We start from the raw sequence: 16,679 nt of genomic DNA, 5'->3' as shown, positions 1-16,679 counted from the left end.
GTACCGGAGGTGCCCGATGCCCGAGATGGTCACGGTGCCGCTCGCCGACGGCGGGCTCATCGACGTCTACGTCGCCCGCCCTGCGGGCGAGCCGATCGGGGGTCTCGTGCTCATCCACGAGATCTGGGGCCTGGTCGGTCACATCACCGACGTGGCCGACCGCTTCGCCGCCGAGGGATGGCTGGTCGCGGCGCCCGACATCCTGAGTCACGGCGGCGTGGCACCGGCGCTCGGCGAGGAGCTCTTCGCGCTGATGAACAGCGATGACGAGGAGACCCGCACCGCGGCGCAGCCGCGCATGCGCGAGGCCCTGTCCGGCATGCGTGCACCCGAGTACGCGAACTGGGCGGTGGCCGCTCTTCGCGCGACGGTCGACTGGCTGACGGAGCAGCCCGGGGTCGACGACCGGATCGCCGCGACGGGCTTCTGCTTCGGCGGGACCTACGCGTTCCTCATCGCTGCGCACGACGACCGCGTGCGCGCCGTCGCGCCCTTCTACGGCACGGCGCCGCCGGCGGACCGTATCGCCGATATCTCCGCGCCGGTGCTGGCCGTCTACGGGCAGCGCGACCCCGCGCTCATCGACGCCCTTCCCGCTGTGACCGAGTCGATGGCGGAGGCCGGCGTCGAGTTCACGGCCGTCGTGTACCCCGACTCGGCGCACGCGTTCTTCAACGACACCGGCCGCCGGTACAACCCGACCGACGCGGCCGACGCCTGGGAGCGCGTGACGACCTTCCTCCGCAGCCACGCCTGACGTTCTGCCCTCGGCGGAGAGGGATGCCTCGGCACGGTGCATCTGGTTGGGTGGAGGCGTGACCGACGTACTGGTGCTGGGCGGGACGGGCTGGCTGAGCGGGCGCATCGCCGAGAGGTGGGCGGATGCCGGCGCCGTCGTCACCTGCCTCGCCCGAGGCGGACGCGACGCACCGTACGGGACGACGCTGGTCGTCGCCGACCGCAACGGCGAAGACGCGTACGACGAGGTCGCGCGCCGCGAGTGGGACGAGATCGTCGACGTGTCGTCGAACCCCGACCATGTCGCCGGGGCCGTGACGGCGCTGGGGGAGCGCACGCGGCACTGGACGTACATATCGACGGTCTCGGTCTACGCCGCCGACGACGCGCCCGGCGCCGACGAGTCCGCCGGCCTGCTGACACTCGCCGGCCCCGGCGAGGACGAGGACTACGGTCGCGGGAAGGTGCGGGCAGAGGCATCCGTCCGCGCCGGTCTCGCGTTCCGCGCCGCCATCGTGCGGCCGGGGCTGATCGTGGGACCCGGCGACCCGACCGATCGATTCGGATACTGGGTGGGCCGATTCGCTCTCGCTGCGACGGACGACGTGCTCGTGCCCGAGACGGTCGATCGGGGTGCGCAGGTGATCGACGTCGACGACCTCGCGGTGTTCGTGCAAGCCGTGGGTCGCGAGAAGTGGACGGGGGTCGTGAACGCGGTGGGCGACCCGGTCGGCCTCGACCGGCTCTTCGCGGAGGCGCGCGCCATCGCCGGTCATTCCGGCGCCCTCGTCGCCGCGGACGACGACTGGCTCGAAGAGCACGATGTCGCGTACTGGATGGGGACGCGGTCGCTGCCGTTGTGGCTGCCGGGCGGAATGCCCGGGTTCTGGACCCGCTCCAATGTTCTGTACCGGCTCCTGGACGGGCACCTGCGTCCGCTGCGCGAGACCCTCGAGCGCACCCTCGGCGACGAGCGCGCTCGAGGTCTCGATCGCGAGCGCCTGGCCGGGCTCACCCGGCCCGATGAACTCGCTCTGCTCGGCGAGGCTCAGCGGTAGCGACGACCTTCGTCGCGTCGGTACAGCCAGACCGCGAGGACCCCCAGCACCAAGGTCCACGCGAGGATGCCGAGCACCGCCCACAGCGGCGCGCTCTCGCCGAGGGCGGCCGCGATGACGATCTCGCGTGCTTCGCGCACCCACAGGAACTTCGAGGCGAGGTCGAGCCATTCGGGGAACAGGATCGGGGGGAGGAACAGTCCGCCGCCGAACGCGAGCAGGAACATCACCACCTGTGTGATGGCGATCGCAGCCTTCGGCCCGGCGGTCGTGCCGATGATCGTCCCGAGCAGTGCCGAGGGCACCGCCGTGAGGACCGCCAGCCCGATCGCCGCGAACAGATCCCCGGGGTTCACGGCTGCTGCGGTGAAGATCCCACCGACGATCAGGAGCGGGATCATCGCGAGGATCGAGACGACGAGCGTCGCCGCCATCAGCCCGATGATCCGCGCCGCCGGCGAGCCCGGGAGCGTGCGCAGGTAGGGCCACCAGGGCTTGGAGCGCTGATCCGCCATGTCCAGGCCGATGCTGAACAGGCTCGCCGACATGAAAGCGAAAACGACCATCGACGCGATGGCGGCCGTCGCGAAATCGGGTTCGTCGACGACCATGCGCTGCGGCAGGACGAACAGGCAGAACGCGAGCGTCGGGAACACGAGCGATCCGATCACGGCGATCGGCACGCGCATGGTCTCCAAGAGGTTGTACTTCGTGTGGACGGCAGCGAGCGTCAGCGTCGACATCAGACCATCGCTCCCTTCGTGATCGTGAGGAAGGCTTCTTCGAGGGATGCTCCCCGCACCGTCAGGTCGGTGAAGGGGGCGCCGGACGCGACGAGCGCCCGGATGAGCGCGTCGGAGTCCGAGACGACCGCGGTCACGAGGCCGTCGTCCGGGTCCGCGGTGACGGCCGCTTCGGGATCGAGTGCGAGGATGCCTGCGACGGTGACCCCGCGCAGGGTCACGCGGCGGCGGCTCACGCCCGCCACCACGGCGGCGAGCGTGTCGTCGGCCCGCACCACGCCGTGGTCGACGACGACGACGCGCTCCGCCAGCTGCTCGATCTCCTCGAGGTGATGGCTGGTCACGACGACGGCGGCGCCTTCGCGATGGCGGGTCCGCACGGCCTCCCAGAGCGAGCGCCGGGCGTCGACATCGAGGCCGGTCGTCGGCTCGTCGAGGAGGACGAGCTCGGGGTCGCCGACGAAGGCGAGGGCGACCGCGACGCGACGCTGCTGGCCCCCCGAGAGCGCCCCGCACTGTTTCGCGAGCAGCGGGCCGAGGTCGAACTCCCGGATGACGCGATCCACCGGGCCCGGGGCGGGGTAGTGGGATGCGACGAACCGCAGCACCTCGCGCACCTTGAGCGCCTCCGGCAGCGCGGTGGCCTGCGGCGTGGATCCGAGCCGCGCGCGGCTCGCCGGGGTGCGCGGATCGCCGTCGAAGAGGCGCACCACACCGGAGGTCGGCGGCCGCAGGCCCTCGACGAGGGAGAGCAGGGTCGTCTTGCCGGCCCCGTTGGGCCCGAGGAGGCCGACGCACTCCCCGGCGTGGATGTCGAGCGTGACACCGTCGAGGGCGACGGTGTCCCCGAATCGCCGTGTGAGGGCTTCGGTGTGGACGACTGCGGTCATGCGGATCCTCCGAGGAGCGCGAGCAGCTGCGTGCGATATGCGCGGAACGCTCCGCGCCCGGCGTGGGTCAGTGTGATCTCGGTGACGGGCTTGCGGCCGGCGAACGACTTCGCGACCTCGACGTACCCGGCATCCGACAGCTTGGCGAGATGGGTGGTGAGGTTGCCCGCGGTCATGCCCAGGAGCTTCTGCAGCGCCGGGAAGGTGATCGTGTCGCCGTCCCCGAGCACCTCGACCAGCGTCGTCATGATTCGCAGCCGTGCCGGGGCGTGGATGACCGGGTCGAGTTCGTTCATGACCGCTCCGCGGCACCGGGTGCGACCGGTCCCCAGAGCATGAGCGCGGCCACGATGAGCATCGCAACGGGTCCGGCGATCGCGTAGACGAGGAAGTGGGTCGGCGCGCCGAAGAAGAGCCCGACGACGGCGATCACGATGAGGAAGCCGCCCAGGATGTACATCGGCACCGCTCGCCACACGGCGCCGCCTGACAGATAGAGCACGCCCACCAGGAAGATGTAGAGACTCGGGTACAGCAGCTGCGAGAGCTCCTGCGACAGGCCGTTGCTCTGCAGGCCCGAGATCAGCCCCCACGCCGCCACCATGACGATCGTCCACGAGCAGCCGTACAAAGCTCCCTGCAGCTGGCTGCGCCCGCGGATCCCGTCGCTGCCCGCGCGGATGCCGACCACTGCCGACCACACGATCGCGATGACGAGCGCACCTGCGAAGATCCACCAGCCGACTGCGGTGGGGAGCACGTCGACGCCTCCGACCCCGCCGGTGAGCCACAGCGCACCGAACCCGACGCCCCATGCGATCGCCCAGAGCACCAGCAGCCCGGCGTAGCGACCGGTGATGCGACGGACGGCCTCACGACGGGTCGTGTCGATGAGGTCGAGCATCCGGCGCGGGTCGTTCGCGGCATCCGTTTCGTCGTCCATGCAAAGTAGTTTGCAGCGCAAAGTACTTTGCGTCAAGAGCCGTCCTGGACGAGCGGATTTGCGGATGCCGCGGCCCGGCGGCTATCGTCGGCCCATGCCTTCGGCGACCCAGGGACTCTCGACGCTCGTTCCGAGCGTCGCTCCCGCGCGCCGACGCCGTCTGGGCGAGCGCCGACTCTAGGCGACCCCGCACGCCGTCCTGTCATGGACCGTCGCGAGTGGGCGTCGCCGTCTCCGGCCCTCAGCCCCAGACTCTAAGGTGGAATCCATGACATATTCGGTCGCCGTCTCCGGCGCATCCGGCTATGCGGGCGGCGAGATCCTGCGGATCCTCGCCGCGCATCCCGACGTCGAGATCCGCACCGTGACCGCGCACTCCAACGCGGGACAGCCGCTCATCCAGCACCAGCCGCACCTGCGCTCCCTCGCGCACCTGACCCTCGCCGAGACCTCACCCGACGTGCTCGCCGGTCACGACATCGTCTTCCTGGCATTGCCTCACGGCCAGTCCGGGCAGTACACCGACGCCCTCGGCGACACGCCCCTCGTGATCGACGCGGGAGCCGACCACCGGCTCGAGTCGGTCGCCGACTGGGATCGCTTCTATGGGGGCGACTTCCACGAGCCGTGGGTGTACGGCGTTCCCGAGCTTCCGGTGGCCGGCACGAAGCAGCGCGAGAGGCTCGTAGGCGCATCCCGCATCGCGGCTCCGGGCTGCAACGCCTCCACGGTGAGCCTGAGTCTCGCGCCAGGTGTCGCTGCCGGCGTCATCGACCCCTCCGACATCGTCACGGTGCTCGCCGTCGGCCCGTCGGGGGCGGGCAAGAGCCTCAAGACCAACCTTCTCGGCAGCGAGATCCTCGGCACGGCCAACCCGTACGCCGTCGGGGGTACGCACCGGCACATCCCCGAGATCCGCCAGGCCCTCGCCGCCGCGCGCACCGCAGCGATCGAGCCGGGTGCGGACTCACCGGACCAAGGAATCCGGATCTCTTTCACCCCCGTGCTGGTGCCGATGTCGCGGGGCATCCTCGCGACCTCCACCGCCCCGATCGCTCCCGGCGTGACCGACGACGAGATCCGCGCCGCGTGGGAGTCCGCGTACGGCGACGAGACGTTCGTGCAGCTGCTGCCGGCGGGGCACTTCCCGCGCACGGCCGACGTCCTCGGTGCCAACACGGCGCTGATGGGCCTCGCGATAGACCGCGCGGCGAACCGGGTGACGGTCGTCACCGCGGTCGACAACCTCGTCAAGGGCACGGCCGGAGCCGCCGTGCAGTCCATGAACATCGCGCTGGGGCTCGCCGAGGGCACCGCGCTCACCGTGAACGGAGTCGCGCCGTGAGCGTCACCGCGCCCCAGGGATTCGAGGCGGCGGGCGTCGCCGTCGGCCTGAAGTCGACCGGCAGACCCGATGTGGCGGTCGTCGTCAACCGCGGTCCGCTCAAGGTCGGTGCCGCCGTCTTCACGAGCAACCGCGCGAAGGCCAACCCGATCATGTGGTCGCAGGAGGTCATCCGCGACGGCGTGGTGGAGGCGATCGTCCTCAACTCCGGTGGGGCGAACTGCTTCACGGGCTCGTTCGGCTTCCAGACGACGCATCAGACCGCCGAGACGGCCGCCGAGCTGCTCCAGGTGAGCGCCGGAGACATCCTGGTCTGTTCCACGGGCCTGATCGGCACCGGGGACGAGGTGTTCCGCGCCAAGGTGCTCGCCGGCACCGAGCAGGGCATCGCCGAGCTCTCCACCGACGGCGGGGAGGCAGCATCCCTTGCGATCATGACCACGGACTCGAAGCCGAAGCGCGCGGTCGCGAGCGGCGACGGCTGGTCGATCGGCGGAATGGCGAAAGGCGCCGGGATGCTGGCACCCGGCCTCGCGACGATGCTCGTGGTGATCACGACCGACGCGGTGCTGGATTCGGCACAGGCCGACGCTGCGCTGCGCGACGCCACCGGCCGCACTTTCGACCGGCTCGACTCGGACGGCTGCATGTCGACGAACGACCAGGTCACCCTCATGGTCAGCGGCGCCTCCGGCGTCACCCCCGATCCCCACGCGTTCGCGGCGGCGCTCGCCGAGGTCTGCCAGGATCTCGCGCAACAGCTGCAGGGCGACGCCGAGGGTGCGAGCCACGACATCACGATCGAGGTGGTCAACGCCGCGTCGGAGGACGACGCCGTCGAGGTCGGCCGGTCGGTCGCGCGCAACAACCTGTTCAAGGCGGCGATCTTCGGCAACGACCCGAACTGGGGCCGCGTGCTCGCCGCGATCGGCACGACGCGGGCCGCGTTCGACCCGTACGACGTCGACGTGTGGATGAACGGCGTGCGCGTGTGCAGCGCCGGGGGTCCCGACGCGCCGCGCGAAGCCGTCGACCTCACGCCGCGAGCGACCCGCCTGGTGATCGATCTGAAGGTCGGCGCGGCGACGGCGACGATCCTCACCAACGACCTCACCCACGACTACGTCCACGAGAACAGCGCGTACTCCTCATGACCGACCTGCAAGAGACCGATCCCGGCGAAGCCAGCGCCAGGGCGGTGACCCTCATCGAGTCGCTGCCGTGGCTCAGGCGCTTCCGCGACCAGATCGTCGTCGTGAAGTACGGCGGCAACGCGATGGTCAGCGAAGAGCTGCAGGATGCCTTCGCCGCCGACATCGCCTACCTCCGCTACGTCGGGGTCAAGCCCGTCGTGGTGCACGGCGGGGGCCCGCAGATCTCGTCGATGCTCGACCGCCTCGCGATCCCGAGCGAGTTCAAGGGCGGCTACCGCGTCACCTCGACCGAGGCGATCTCGGTGGTGCGCATGGTGCTCACCGGCCAGATCAATCCGCAGCTGGTCTCGAAGATCAACGCGCACGGACCGGTCGCGACCGGCCTCAGCGGTGAGGACGCCGGCCTGTTCGGCGGCCGTCGCCGCGGCGTCGTCATCGAAGGCGTCGAGCATGACCTCGGTCGTGTCGGCGACGTCGTCGAGGTCGATCCGCAGCCGGTGCTCGATCAGATCGAGGCCGGCCGCATCCCCGTCGTCTCGAGCATCGCGCCCGACCTCGACCACCCGGGACACTCGCTGAATGTGAACGCGGATGCCGCGGCATCCGCCCTCGCCGTCGCGCTCGGCGCGGCGAAGCTCGTGGTGCTCACCGACGTCGCGGGGCTCTATGCCGACTGGCCCAATCGCGACTCGCTCGTGTCGCACCTGACCTCGACGGAGCTGAAGGCGATGCTGCCCACGCTCGAATCGGGCATGATCCCGAAGATGGCGGCGTGCCTGGAGGCCGTCGAGGGCGGCGTCGAGACCGCGGCCATCATCGACGGGCGGGTGCCGCACTCGGTACTCGTGGAGATCTTCACCAGCAAGGGAATCGGAACAGAGGTGGTGCTCGGATGACGTGGCAGGACGATGCGGGGCGCGACCTCGTGAAGAGCTTCGGTGCTCGCATGCAGATGTTCGTGCGGGGCGAGGGCTCGTACTTGTGGGACGCCGACGGCAAGCGCTACCTCGACTTCCTCGCGGGGATCGCGGTCGATTCGCTCGGCCACGCACACCCGGTGTTCGTCGACGCGATCGCCGCGCAGGCTGCGACGCTGGCGCACGTCTCGAACTACTTCGCGACGCCACCGCAGCTCGCGCTGGCCGCGACCCTGAAGCGCCTCGCCGGCACCGGCGACGAGGGCCGCGTGTACTTCGGCAACTCCGGCGCCGAGGCGAATGAGGCTGCGTTCAAGCTCGCCCGCCTCCACGGCGGCGCCGAGCGCCCGCGCATCCTCGCGCTCACCGACGCGTTCCACGGCCGCACGATGGGCACGCTCGCCCTCACCGGCAAGCCCTACATGCAGGAGCCCTTCCTCCCGATGACCCCCGGCGTCGAGTTCATCGACTCCACTGTCGACGCGCTCGAGGCCGCGATCGACGACCGCGTCGCGGCACTGTTCGTCGAGCCCGTCAAGGGCGAGGCCGGCGTGATCCCGCTGCCTGAGGGCTACCTCGCGGCGGCGCGCGAGCTCACCGAGCGCCATGGCGCGCTCCTCATCATCGACGAGATCCAGACCGGCGCCGGTCGCACGGGGGAGTGGTTCGCCTTCCAGCACGAGGGCGTCACCCCCGACGCGATCACGGTCGCCAAGGGCATCGGCGGCGGCTTCCCGATCGGAGCGCTCATCACGTTCGGCGCTGCGAGTGAGCTGTTCTACCCCGGCACGCACGGCTCGACCTTCGGTGGCAACGCGCTCGGCACCGCCGTCGCGGGCGCCGTGCTCGGCGAGATCGAGCGGGCAGAGCTGGTGCGCAACGCCGCGGAGCGCGGTGCACAGCTGCGGGCGGCGATCGAGGGCATCGACTCGGATCTGATCGACGGATGCCGCGGCTCGGGCCTGCTGATCGGCATCGGGCTGACGCATCCTGTCTCGAAGGCGCTCGTCGCGGCGGCGCAGGAGCATGGTCTCGTGATCAACGCACCGAACGACGAGACCATCCGCCTCGTCCCCGCCCTGACGATCGGCGACGTCGAGATCGACGAGTTCGTCGAGCTCTTCACCGCGACCCTGCGCACCGTCGAGGACGCGCTCGTGCTCGATGCGTCGACGGAGGTTCCCGCATGACCCGCCACCTGCTGCGCGACGACGACCTGACGCAGGCCGAGCAGGACGAGATCCTCGATCTCGCGGTCGCGCTGAAGAAGGACCGCTGGAAGCTCAAGCCCCTCGAAGGTCCGCAGACCGTCGCGGTCATCTTCGACAAGTCCTCGACCCGCACGCGCGTCTCGTTCGCGGTCGGCATCGCCGACCTCGGCGGCTCGCCGCTCATCATCTCGACCGCGAACAGCCAGCTCGGCGGCAAGGAGACCCCGGCCGACACGGCACGCGTGCTCGAGCGCCAGGTGGCGGCCATCGTGTGGCGCACATACGCACAGGCCGGCCTCGAGCAGATGGCCGAGGGCACCCGTGTGCCTGTCGTCAATGCCCTGAGCGACGACTTCCACCCGTGCCAGCTGCTCGCCGACCTGCTCACCATCAAGGAGCACAAGGGCGACCTGGCCGGGCTCACCCTGTCGTTCTTCGGCGACGGCAAGTCGAACATGGCCCACTCGTACGTGCTGGCCGGTGTGACCGCCGGCATGCACGTGCGCGTCGCCTCGCCCGAGGCGTACGCGCCGCGGGACGACGTGATCGCCGACGCCGACCGCCGCGCGGCCGAGACCGGCGGCTCGGTCACCCTCTACACCGACGCCAACGAGGCGGCGGCCGGTGCCGACGTCATCGTCACCGACACGTGGGTATCGATGGGCAAGGAGGAGGAGAAGCTCGAGCGCCTCCGCGACCTCGGCGGGTACAAGGTGACCCAGGAGCTCATGGGGCTCGCGAAGGACGACGCGATCTTCATCCACTGTCTGCCCGCCGACCGTGGCTACGAAGTCGACGCAGAGGTGATCGACGGCCCGCAGAGCGTGGTGTGGGACGAGGCCGAGAACCGGCTCCACGCCCAGAAGGCCCTGCTCGTCTGGCTCCTCCGCCAGGACTGAGAGCGCCCGATCGGTGAGCGGGCCAGGGCTGAGCGACACTGAGCGCTCCGCGCCGCGCGCCGACGGCTGGCTCGCCACGCGCTGGGAGCGCCTGAACGGTCCCGCGCGCATCGGCGGGGTCGATCTCGCGCGCGGTCTCGCGGTGCTCGGCATGTTCGCCGCGCACCTGCTCTCGATCACGGAGCCGTTCGACGTGCTCGAGCCCGACACGTGGATCGCCGTCGTGTCGGGACGTTCCTCGATCCTGTTCGCGACGCTCGCGGGGGTCTCGATCGGGCTGGTCACCGGAGCCAGGACGCCGCTCACGGGCGATGCGATGAGCACCGCGCGAGGGCGGCTCGCCGTGCGGGCAGGACTGCTCTGGGTGCTCGGCATCCTGCTCATCGCCACCGGCGTGCCTGTGTTCGTGATCCTTCCGGCCTATGCGCTGATGTTCCTGCTGGCGCTGCCGCTGACGTCCCTGCCGGCGCGCGTGCTGCTGCCGCTCGCCGCGGGGCTGGCACTGGTCATGCCGTTCGTGCAGATCGTTCTCGATGCGCTCCCGTTCTGGAGCACCCCGATCGGCGGCCCGGTGTCGCTCGGACTCGGGTGGCACTACCCGTTCACGACGTGGATCGTGTTCGTCGTGGCCGGCCTCGGCGTCGCCCGCGCCGGCGTGGCCCGGCTGCGGGTGCAGGTGCGGCTCGTCGTCGCCGGCGCCCTGCTCGCCGCGCTCGGCTATGGACTCGGTGCCGCGACCGGCGCGGATCCCGGGGCTGAGGCGGCGTCGTACCTCGGAGCGCTGTGGACCGTCCGACCGCACTCGACCGGCCTGCTCGAGGTGATCGGCTCCGGCGGCTTCGCACTCGCCGTGCTCGGGGTGTGCCTGCTCGTGTGCCGCACGTTCCTCGCGTGGGTCGTGTTGCCGCTGCGCGCCGTCGGCGCGATGCCGCTGACCGCGTACACACTCCAGCTCCTGGTGTGGGCCGCCGTCGCCGCCGCGGTGCTGGACCGGGTCGGCGATCTCGCCGGCTTCCGCGCGCTGCTGCCCTTCTGGCCGCTCACCATCGGCACAGTCGTGCTGTGCACGGCGTGGGCGCTCCTGGTCGGCCGCGGCCCGCTCGAGACGCTGCTCGATTCGGCCTCGCGCTTCGCCGTCCCCGCCGGACGAGGTCCCCGCATGGATGCTGCCGCCGATCGGCGACGGTGACATACCGGCGGTCGGGTGGGTGGTGCGTCGGTAGGCTGGTCGAGTGAGTGAATCGAAGGGCGACGGCGGTACCAACGAAGGCGCACTGTGGGGAGCCCGCTTCGCGTCGGGGCCGTCCCCGGCGCTCGCCGAGCTGAGCCGATCGACCCACTTCGACTGGGATCTCGCACTGTACGACATCGCCGGCTCCCACGCCCACGCGAAGGCGCTCGCCGCGGCGGGGTATCTCACGGCCGACGAAGAGCAGTCCATGCACGAGGGCCTCGATGAGCTCGCACGGGGCGTGACCGACGGGACGCTTCGGCCCGCGGCATCCGATGAAGACGTCCACGGCGCTCTCGAGCAGGCGCTGATCGGCGTCGTCGGCGCCGAACTCGGCGGAAAGCTGCGCGCCGGTCGCAGCCGCAACGACCAGATCGCGACGCTCGTGCGGATGTACCTGCTCGACCACTCGCGGACGATTGCGCGTGAGACCCTCCGCCTCGTCGACGCGCTCGTGGCCCAGGCCGACGCGCACCCCGAGGCGATCATGCCGGGCCGCACCCACTTGCAGCACGCACAGCCCGTGCTCCTCGCGCACCACCTGCAGGCCCACGCGTGGCCGCTGGTTCGCGACCTGGAGCGCCTGCGCGACTGGTCGGCGCGCGCGGCGGTGTCGCCGTACGGCGGCGGCGCGCTCGCCGGCTCGACTCTCGGCCTCGACCCGCAGCTCGTCGCGCGCGAACTCGGGCTCGATCGTCCGGCGGAGAACTCCCTTGACGGCACGTCCTCGCGCGACGTCGTCGCAGAGTTCGCATTCATCACGGCCATGATCGGCATCGACGTCTCGCGCTTCGCCGAGGAGATCATCCTCTGGAACACGCGCGAGTTCGGCTTCGTGACGCTCGACGACGGCTACTCGACCGGCTCGAGCATCATGCCGCAGAAGAAGAACCCCGACATCGCCGAGCTCGCTCGCGGCAAGGCCGGCCGGCTCATCGGCAACCTCAGCGGTCTGCTCGCGACCCTCAAGGCCCTCCCGCTCGCGTACAACCGCGATCTGCAGGAGGACAAGGAGCCGGTGTTCGACTCCGTGCGAACCCTCGAGACGGTGCTGCCCGCGTTCGCCGGCATGGTCGCGACCATGCGCTTCCACACCGACCGCATGGCGGCGCTTGCTCCGCAGGGGTTCTCGCTTGCGACCGACGTCGCCGAGTGGCTCGTGAAGCGGGGCGTCCCGTTCCGCGACGCCCACGAGATCTCGGGGCACCTCGTCCGAGTGTGCGAGGAGAACGGGCTCGAACTGCACGAGGTCTCCGACGCGCAGCTCGCCGGCGTTTCCGAGCGCCTCACGCCCGAGGTCCGGGAGGTGCTGAGCGTGGAGGGCTCGGTCGCGAGCCGCACCGGCGTCGGCGGCACGGCCCCCGTGCGGGTGGCCGAGCAGCGGGCCGAGCTCGTCCAGCGCGTTCAGGACGCCGCGCACGCACTCGGACTCTAGGCCTCAGCGGCGAAAGCCCCTCGCGATCATCAGATCACCAGATCACCAGATCGCGAGGCGCACCAAGGCCGCGACGACGCACGCCCACACCAGGCTGGAGAGCGTGCCGATGATGAAGCGCTCGCGCGCCTCGGCGGTCGCGAGCTCCGAGAATCGGCCGATGCCCTTGAGCGCCACGACCACGGCGATCGCCTCGGGGAATCCGGCGATGATCCCGAGCGTCACTGCGACGCGCTCGAGATAGCCGATCGTCGTGCCTCCGCGCATCACCTCGCGGACGGCGCCCTCGCCGGCGACGGCTCCCGGCAGCGACGGCGCGCGCAGGAGGATGCCGCCGTTGTCGCCCTCTTCGACGCGCCCGTGGCTCGCGATCTCGAGGGTGCGCCGCGTGATCGGGTTGCCGCCGAGCACTCCGAGGGCGGTGCCGAGCATGGCGATGCCCAGCCCGAGGAGCAGCGGCACGTTGACGGGGGACACCGTCACCGCGAGCAGGCACAGGACGACGAGCACGCCCGCGACGACCAGCGGGATCGTCGAGGGCTTGCGGAGGCTGATCACCACGAGCACGAGTGCGCCGCAGAGCGCGAGGAACAGGAAGATCGTGAGCGCGGCGACGAGGATCACGTCCGGGGAGACCATGGCGTCAGTCTGGCACGGGCCCCGGACTCAGCCGCGCGAGCACGCGGACGAGCGCGGGCACCGCTGCCTCCTCCGTCCGAATCCCCGCCGACTTCACGCGCAGGCTGACCGCGCCCTCCGAGATGCCGAGGCGCGCGGCGGCTTCGCGCTGCGTGATCCCCTCGGCGAGCAGGTCGTAGACCTCCCACCCCTCGGCGGTGCGTCGATCGCGCAACTCGACCAGCAGCCGCACGAGCGCCTCGGCGTCGCCCCCGTCCTCGGGTGCGGTGATCGCAACGCGGGTGGCGGCCTTCTTTGCACGGTCGACCGCATCACGCGCGTTCACGAAGGCCTCGCCGCGTGCGGCCCGTACGCTGTCGGGCAGCGGCGATTCGACCTCGCCGACGCCGACACCGACGCTCCATCGACCCGAGCGGGTCAGGTCGAGCACGATCTCGAGCAGCGCTCCGGCGTCGGCCACTGCGACCTGGACCTCGTCGCCCGCGGTGCGCTCGGGGGCCAGTGCGAGCCCCTGGTGTCCCTTGGCGTGGATGGATGTCAGAGCCGAGGGTACGAGGTCTGCGCTGCTCCGGCTGTCGCGCTGGTCACTGGTGATCACGAACATGCGCCCTCCTTATGCGTGAGAGCTTAACTGAGGCGAAGTTTAGGTTGAGGGCCTCAGCCGAACAAGCCTCTAAGCTTAATACACTACTGATTAAGCTGAGAGACTCAAGTTCTTGCACTGTCTCTCCGTCGGACCGCGCGGCGCCGCACCGACCATGTGCCGGCGGGGCGAGGCATCCGTCGCTGATAGCCTGGCGGGCGTGTCTGAAACCGTCGTGAGCGCGACTGCGCCCGCGATCGACCCGGCGTTCGAGAACGTGTGGGACGAGATCGTGTGGCGTGGGCTCGTGCATGTGTCCACCGATCAGGAGGCGCTGCGCGCCCTTCTCTCCGGGGACCCGATCACGTATTACTGCGGCTTCGACCCGACCGCGCCGAGTCTGCACCTCGGAAACCTCGTGCAGCTTCTGACGATGCGCCGCCTGCAGCTCGCGGGCCACAAGCCGCTCGGACTCGTCGGCGGCTCGACCGGACTCGTCGGCGATCCGCGTCCCTCTGCCGAGCGCACCCTCAACACGCGAGAGACCGTGGCCGAGTGGGTCGGCTACCTGCGCTCGCAGGTCGAGCGGTTCCTGAGCTTCGAGGGCGACAACGCCGCGCGCATCGTCAACAACCTGGACTGGACGGCGCCGATGAGCGCGATCGACTTCCTGCGCGAGATCGGCAAGCACTACCGCGTCGGCACCATGCTCAAGAAGGACGCGGTCGCTGCGCGCCTGAACTCCGAGGCCGGCATCAGCTACACCGAGTTCAGCTACCAGATCCTGCAGGGCATGGACTTCCTCGAGCTGTACCGCCAGTACGGCTGTGTGCTGCAGACCGGCGGAAGCGACCAGTGGGGCAACCTCACCAGCGGCACGGACCTCATCCACCGCGTCGAGGGCGTGCACGTGCACGCGATCGGCACGCCGCTGATCACCAACAGCGACGGCACGAAATTCGGCAAGAGCGAGGGCAACGCGATCTGGCTCGACGCCGCGATGTGCAGCCCGTACCGCATGTACCAGTTCTGGTTGAACACCGACGACGCCGACGTGATCGAGCGGCTCAAGATCTTCACGTTCCTCACGCGCGCTGAGATCGAAGAGTACGAGCGCCTCGTCGAGGCCGAGCCGTTCCGCCGCGCCGCTCAGAAGCGCCTGGCCCTCGAGGTCACGGCGTTCGTGCACGGGACGGATGCTGCGGCCGCCGTGATCGCCGCGTCCGAGGCGCTGTTCGGCCAGGGCGACCTCGCCGCGCTCGACGCGATCACGCTGCGTCACGCGCTCGAAGAGCTGCCCAACGCCACCGTCGCCCCTGGAACGAACGTGGTGCAGGCGCTCGTCGACACCGGACTCGTCTCGAGTCTGTCGGAGGGCCGCCGGGCGATCGCCCAGGGCGGTGTGTCGCTCGACGGCGTCAAGGTCGAGGACGAGTCGGCGACCGTGTCCGGCGCTCTGCCCGGCGGAGTCTCGGTGCTTCGTCGCGGCAAGAAGACGCTCGCGGGCGTGTTCGTCGGCTGACGCCGGTTCACGAGCGGCGTGGCTGCGGGGATGGAAGGCTGACGGATGCCGTTCACCCCGAGCCACGCCGTCGTCGCACTGCCGTTCCTGCGCACGCGACTGGTGCCGGCAGCGATCGCGGTAGGAGCGATGGCGCCGGACCTGCCGCTTTTCGTCCGCGGACTGCCGCTGCATTACGGCGTGACGCACGCGTTCGCGTGGCTGCCGGCGACGATCGTGCTGGCGTTCGCGCTGCTCCTGGTCTGGCGTCTGCTGCTGCGACCGGCGGTGCGCGAGCTCTCGCCGCGGTGGCTGGCGGCGCGGCTGCCGGGGGAGTGGGACGCCGGCGCCGGCTCGGCCCTGCGTGAGACGCTGGCGATCTCGGGGACACCCGCGCGGGTGTCGTGGAGGGGGATGCTGCTGCTGGTCCTCTCACTGGTGGTCGGTGTCGTGAGCCACATCGTGTGGGACCTGTTCACCCATGAGGGGCGATGGGGGACGACGGCGATCCCGGCACTGGAGTCCGACTGGGGACCGCTCCCGGGTTTCAGGTGGCTGCAGCACGGCTCGAGCGCGATCGGACTGGCGGTCATCGGGATCTGGATGCTGGTGTGGCTGGTGCGCCGTGATCCCGAGTCGCCGGCTCCGCGCATGATGCCCTCGTGGGTCCGATGGGCGTGGTGGGTGTCGCTGCCGGTGATGCTGCTGGCGACGTGGGTGTGGGGCCTCGCGATCCTCGGCCCGCTCGACGCGGAGTTCACCTTCGCCCACCTGGGCTACCGCGTGCTTCCGCCCGCGTGCGCGGCGTGGGGAGCGATCACCATCGCGCTGTGCGTTCTGGTGCAGGTGCGCAGGCGACACGCGCTCGGAGTGACGAGTCCCGCATGATTGCGCGGTTGCGGGGTGCGACACGCCCGGGGTGCACCCCCGATTCGACGAGACGTCCAGGACGTACGTAAGGTAATACCTGTTCGCCCCACAGGGAAGCGGAGAGGCCGAGAGCCTTCCCCCCTCAAGCGGAGAACCACCCCCCTTCCTTCGATGCTCGTTCGAGCGTCCCGCATGCGGGTCGAGGATGGGGTTTCCTGCCTCGGAGACCGCGGTCGCCGACGAGCCGAATGGTCTGAAGATCACGGCGTGTCGGTTTGACAGACGGGTCGGGTGGGATAAGATGGTGAAGTTGCCCTGCGGTGATGGCTGTGAAGCCGGATCGTTGGTGCGTCCGATCTTTGAGAACTCAACAGCGTGCACTTGTCAAATGCCAATTTTTTCTCTGTCGACCATTTTTTGGTTGGTGGGGGTCTTTTTTGGATCAATTCATGGATGTCAGTTTGATATTCGTTTTTGGTCATGGTTGAACTCGCTGCCTTTTACCGTTTTTCCCGGTGGGGG

The 16,679-nt window shown here is 70.1% G+C and carries 18 protein-coding genes; 12 read left to right on the top strand and 6 right to left on the bottom strand.

Features of this window, described 5'->3' with window-relative positions:
* Positions 1-16 precede the first annotated feature (16 nt).
* Both RS82_RS04460 and RS82_RS04455 read left to right on the top strand, forming a co-directional pair.
* Positions 17-757 carry a dienelactone hydrolase family protein gene (locus tag RS82_RS04460; protein ID WP_045297232.1) on the top strand — a complete coding sequence of 247 codons (741 nt, stop codon included), beginning with the start codon at positions 17-19 and terminating at the stop codon, positions 755-757.
* A gap of 58 nt (positions 758-815) precedes the next feature.
* Positions 816-1,796, top strand: coding sequence for an NAD-dependent epimerase/dehydratase family protein (locus RS82_RS04455; protein ID WP_045297230.1), 981 nt, complete (start codon positions 816-818; stop codon positions 1,794-1,796).
* Here RS82_RS04455 and RS82_RS04450 read toward each other — a convergent pair.
* From RS82_RS04450 to RS82_RS04435, 4 genes are read right to left on the bottom strand one after another with little or no spacing between them, the layout of a single operon-like run.
* Positions 1,787-2,539: an ABC transporter permease gene (locus RS82_RS04450; RefSeq protein ID WP_045297229.1), complete on the bottom strand. Its 753-nt coding sequence runs from the start codon at positions 2,537-2,539 to the stop codon at positions 1,787-1,789. The genes RS82_RS04455 and RS82_RS04450 overlap by 10 nt on opposite strands.
* Positions 2,539-3,429: an ABC transporter ATP-binding protein gene (locus tag RS82_RS04445; protein WP_045297226.1), complete on the bottom strand. Its 891-nt coding sequence runs from the start codon at positions 3,427-3,429 to the stop codon at positions 2,539-2,541. The genes RS82_RS04450 and RS82_RS04445 overlap by 1 nt, the downstream gene beginning before the upstream one ends.
* Entirely contained in the window at positions 3,426-3,725 is a 300-nt protein-coding gene (locus RS82_RS04440; RefSeq protein ID WP_045297224.1) for a transcriptional regulator, read from the bottom strand. The genes RS82_RS04445 and RS82_RS04440 overlap by 4 nt, the downstream gene beginning before the upstream one ends.
* Positions 3,722-4,372, bottom strand: coding sequence for a hypothetical protein (locus RS82_RS04435; RefSeq protein ID WP_045297223.1), 651 nt, complete (start codon positions 4,370-4,372; stop codon positions 3,722-3,724). Before RS82_RS04435 ends, RS82_RS04440 begins: the two co-directional genes overlap by 4 nt.
* 268 nt (positions 4,373-4,640) lie before the next feature.
* Between RS82_RS04435 and argC the strand changes: the two genes are divergently transcribed.
* From argC to argH, 7 genes are read left to right on the top strand one after another with little or no spacing between them, the layout of a single operon-like run.
* Positions 4,641-5,717, top strand: a complete 1,077-nt coding sequence (argC, locus tag RS82_RS04430) for an N-acetyl-gamma-glutamyl-phosphate reductase (protein WP_045297222.1) — start codon at positions 4,641-4,643, stop codon at positions 5,715-5,717.
* On the top strand, positions 5,714-6,871 hold the full coding sequence (argJ, locus tag RS82_RS04425) for a bifunctional glutamate N-acetyltransferase/amino-acid acetyltransferase ArgJ (RefSeq protein ID WP_045297221.1): 1,158 nt from the start codon (positions 5,714-5,716) through the stop codon (positions 6,869-6,871). Before argC ends, argJ begins: the two co-directional genes overlap by 4 nt.
* Entirely contained in the window at positions 6,868-7,767 is a 900-nt protein-coding gene (gene argB, locus RS82_RS04420; protein WP_045297219.1) for an acetylglutamate kinase, read from the top strand. The genes argJ and argB overlap by 4 nt, the downstream gene beginning before the upstream one ends.
* Positions 7,764-8,978 carry an acetylornithine transaminase gene (locus tag RS82_RS04415; protein ID WP_045297217.1) on the top strand — a complete coding sequence of 405 codons (1,215 nt, stop codon included), beginning with the start codon at positions 7,764-7,766 and terminating at the stop codon, positions 8,976-8,978. Before argB ends, RS82_RS04415 begins: the two co-directional genes overlap by 4 nt.
* Positions 8,975-9,898 (top strand): ornithine carbamoyltransferase, encoded by a 924-nt coding sequence (gene argF, locus RS82_RS04410; protein ID WP_045297215.1) that lies wholly within the window; start codon positions 8,975-8,977, stop codon positions 9,896-9,898. The genes RS82_RS04415 and argF overlap by 4 nt, the downstream gene beginning before the upstream one ends.
* A gap of 13 nt (positions 9,899-9,911) precedes the next feature.
* A complete protein-coding gene (locus RS82_RS04405) occupies positions 9,912-11,087 on the top strand; it encodes a heparan-alpha-glucosaminide N-acetyltransferase domain-containing protein (RefSeq protein ID WP_245619511.1) in 1,176 nt (391 codons plus the stop codon).
* Between the two features lie 43 nt (positions 11,088-11,130).
* Complete coding sequence (gene argH, locus RS82_RS04400) at positions 11,131-12,564, top strand: argininosuccinate lyase (protein WP_045297213.1); 1,434 nt, start codon at positions 11,131-11,133, stop codon at positions 12,562-12,564.
* Between the two features lie 42 nt (positions 12,565-12,606).
* Here argH and RS82_RS04395 read toward each other — a convergent pair whose 3' ends face one another.
* Together RS82_RS04395 and RS82_RS04390 are read right to left on the bottom strand one after the other, a co-directional pair.
* A complete protein-coding gene (locus RS82_RS04395; RefSeq protein WP_045297211.1) occupies positions 12,607-13,203 on the bottom strand; it encodes a hypothetical protein in 597 nt (198 codons plus the stop codon).
* Positions 13,204-13,207: 4 nt separating this feature from the next.
* Entirely contained in the window at positions 13,208-13,807 is a 600-nt protein-coding gene (locus tag RS82_RS04390; RefSeq protein ID WP_045297209.1) for a hypothetical protein, read from the bottom strand.
* 154 nt (positions 13,808-13,961) lie between these two features.
* Here RS82_RS04390 and tyrS point away from each other — a divergent pair, with 154 nt between their 5' ends.
* From tyrS to RS82_RS21635, 3 genes are all read left to right on the top strand, one after another.
* Positions 13,962-15,308: a tyrosine--tRNA ligase gene (gene tyrS, locus RS82_RS04385; RefSeq protein WP_157005394.1), complete on the top strand. Its 1,347-nt coding sequence runs from the start codon at positions 13,962-13,964 to the stop codon at positions 15,306-15,308.
* Positions 15,309-15,353: 45 nt separating this feature from the next.
* On the top strand, positions 15,354-16,175 hold the full coding sequence (locus RS82_RS04380) for a DUF4184 family protein (protein WP_045297206.1): 822 nt from the start codon (positions 15,354-15,356) through the stop codon (positions 16,173-16,175).
* 283 nt (positions 16,176-16,458) lie between these two features.
* The coding region (locus RS82_RS21635; protein ID WP_211255857.1) for a hypothetical protein at positions 16,459-16,679 on the top strand (221 nt) is incomplete at its 3' end.

The organism is Microbacterium trichothecenolyticum (genome assembly GCF_000956465.1).
Taxonomy (GTDB): Bacteria; Actinomycetota; Actinomycetes; order Actinomycetales; family Microbacteriaceae; genus Microbacterium; species Microbacterium trichothecenolyticum.
This window is presented reverse-complemented; position numbering and strand designations above follow the sequence as displayed.

What these genes read in the sequence shown, in the direction of transcription:
- RS82_RS04415 (WP_045297217.1), top strand. Translation starts at nt 7,764, where the DNA reads ATGACGTGGCAGGACGATGCGGGGCGCGACCTCGTGAAGAGCTTCGGT.
- RS82_RS04390 (WP_045297209.1), bottom strand. Translation starts at nt 13,807, where the DNA reads ATGTTCGTGATCACCAGTGACCAGCGCGACAGCCGGAGCAGCGCAGAC.
- RS82_RS04460 (WP_045297232.1), top strand. Translation starts at nt 17, where the DNA reads ATGCCCGAGATGGTCACGGTGCCGCTCGCCGACGGCGGGCTCATCGAC.
- argB (WP_045297219.1), top strand. Translation starts at nt 6,868, where the DNA reads ATGACCGACCTGCAAGAGACCGATCCCGGCGAAGCCAGCGCCAGGGCG.
- argF (WP_045297215.1), top strand. Translation starts at nt 8,975, where the DNA reads ATGACCCGCCACCTGCTGCGCGACGACGACCTGACGCAGGCCGAGCAG.
- RS82_RS04445 (WP_045297226.1), bottom strand. Translation starts at nt 3,429, where the DNA reads ATGACCGCAGTCGTCCACACCGAAGCCCTCACACGGCGATTCGGGGAC.
- RS82_RS04395 (WP_045297211.1), bottom strand. Translation starts at nt 13,203, where the DNA reads ATGGTCTCCCCGGACGTGATCCTCGTCGCCGCGCTCACGATCTTCCTG.
- RS82_RS04450 (WP_045297229.1), bottom strand. Translation starts at nt 2,539, where the DNA reads ATGTCGACGCTGACGCTCGCTGCCGTCCACACGAAGTACAACCTCTTG.
- RS82_RS04440 (WP_045297224.1), bottom strand. Translation starts at nt 3,725, where the DNA reads ATGAACGAACTCGACCCGGTCATCCACGCCCCGGCACGGCTGCGAATC.
- RS82_RS04380 (WP_045297206.1), top strand. Translation starts at nt 15,354, where the DNA reads ATGCCGTTCACCCCGAGCCACGCCGTCGTCGCACTGCCGTTCCTGCGC.
- tyrS (WP_157005394.1), top strand. Translation starts at nt 13,962, where the DNA reads ATGTGCCGGCGGGGCGAGGCATCCGTCGCTGATAGCCTGGCGGGCGTG.
- argC (WP_045297222.1), top strand. Translation starts at nt 4,641, where the DNA reads ATGACATATTCGGTCGCCGTCTCCGGCGCATCCGGCTATGCGGGCGGC.
- RS82_RS04435 (WP_045297223.1), bottom strand. Translation starts at nt 4,372, where the DNA reads ATGGACGACGAAACGGATGCCGCGAACGACCCGCGCCGGATGCTCGAC.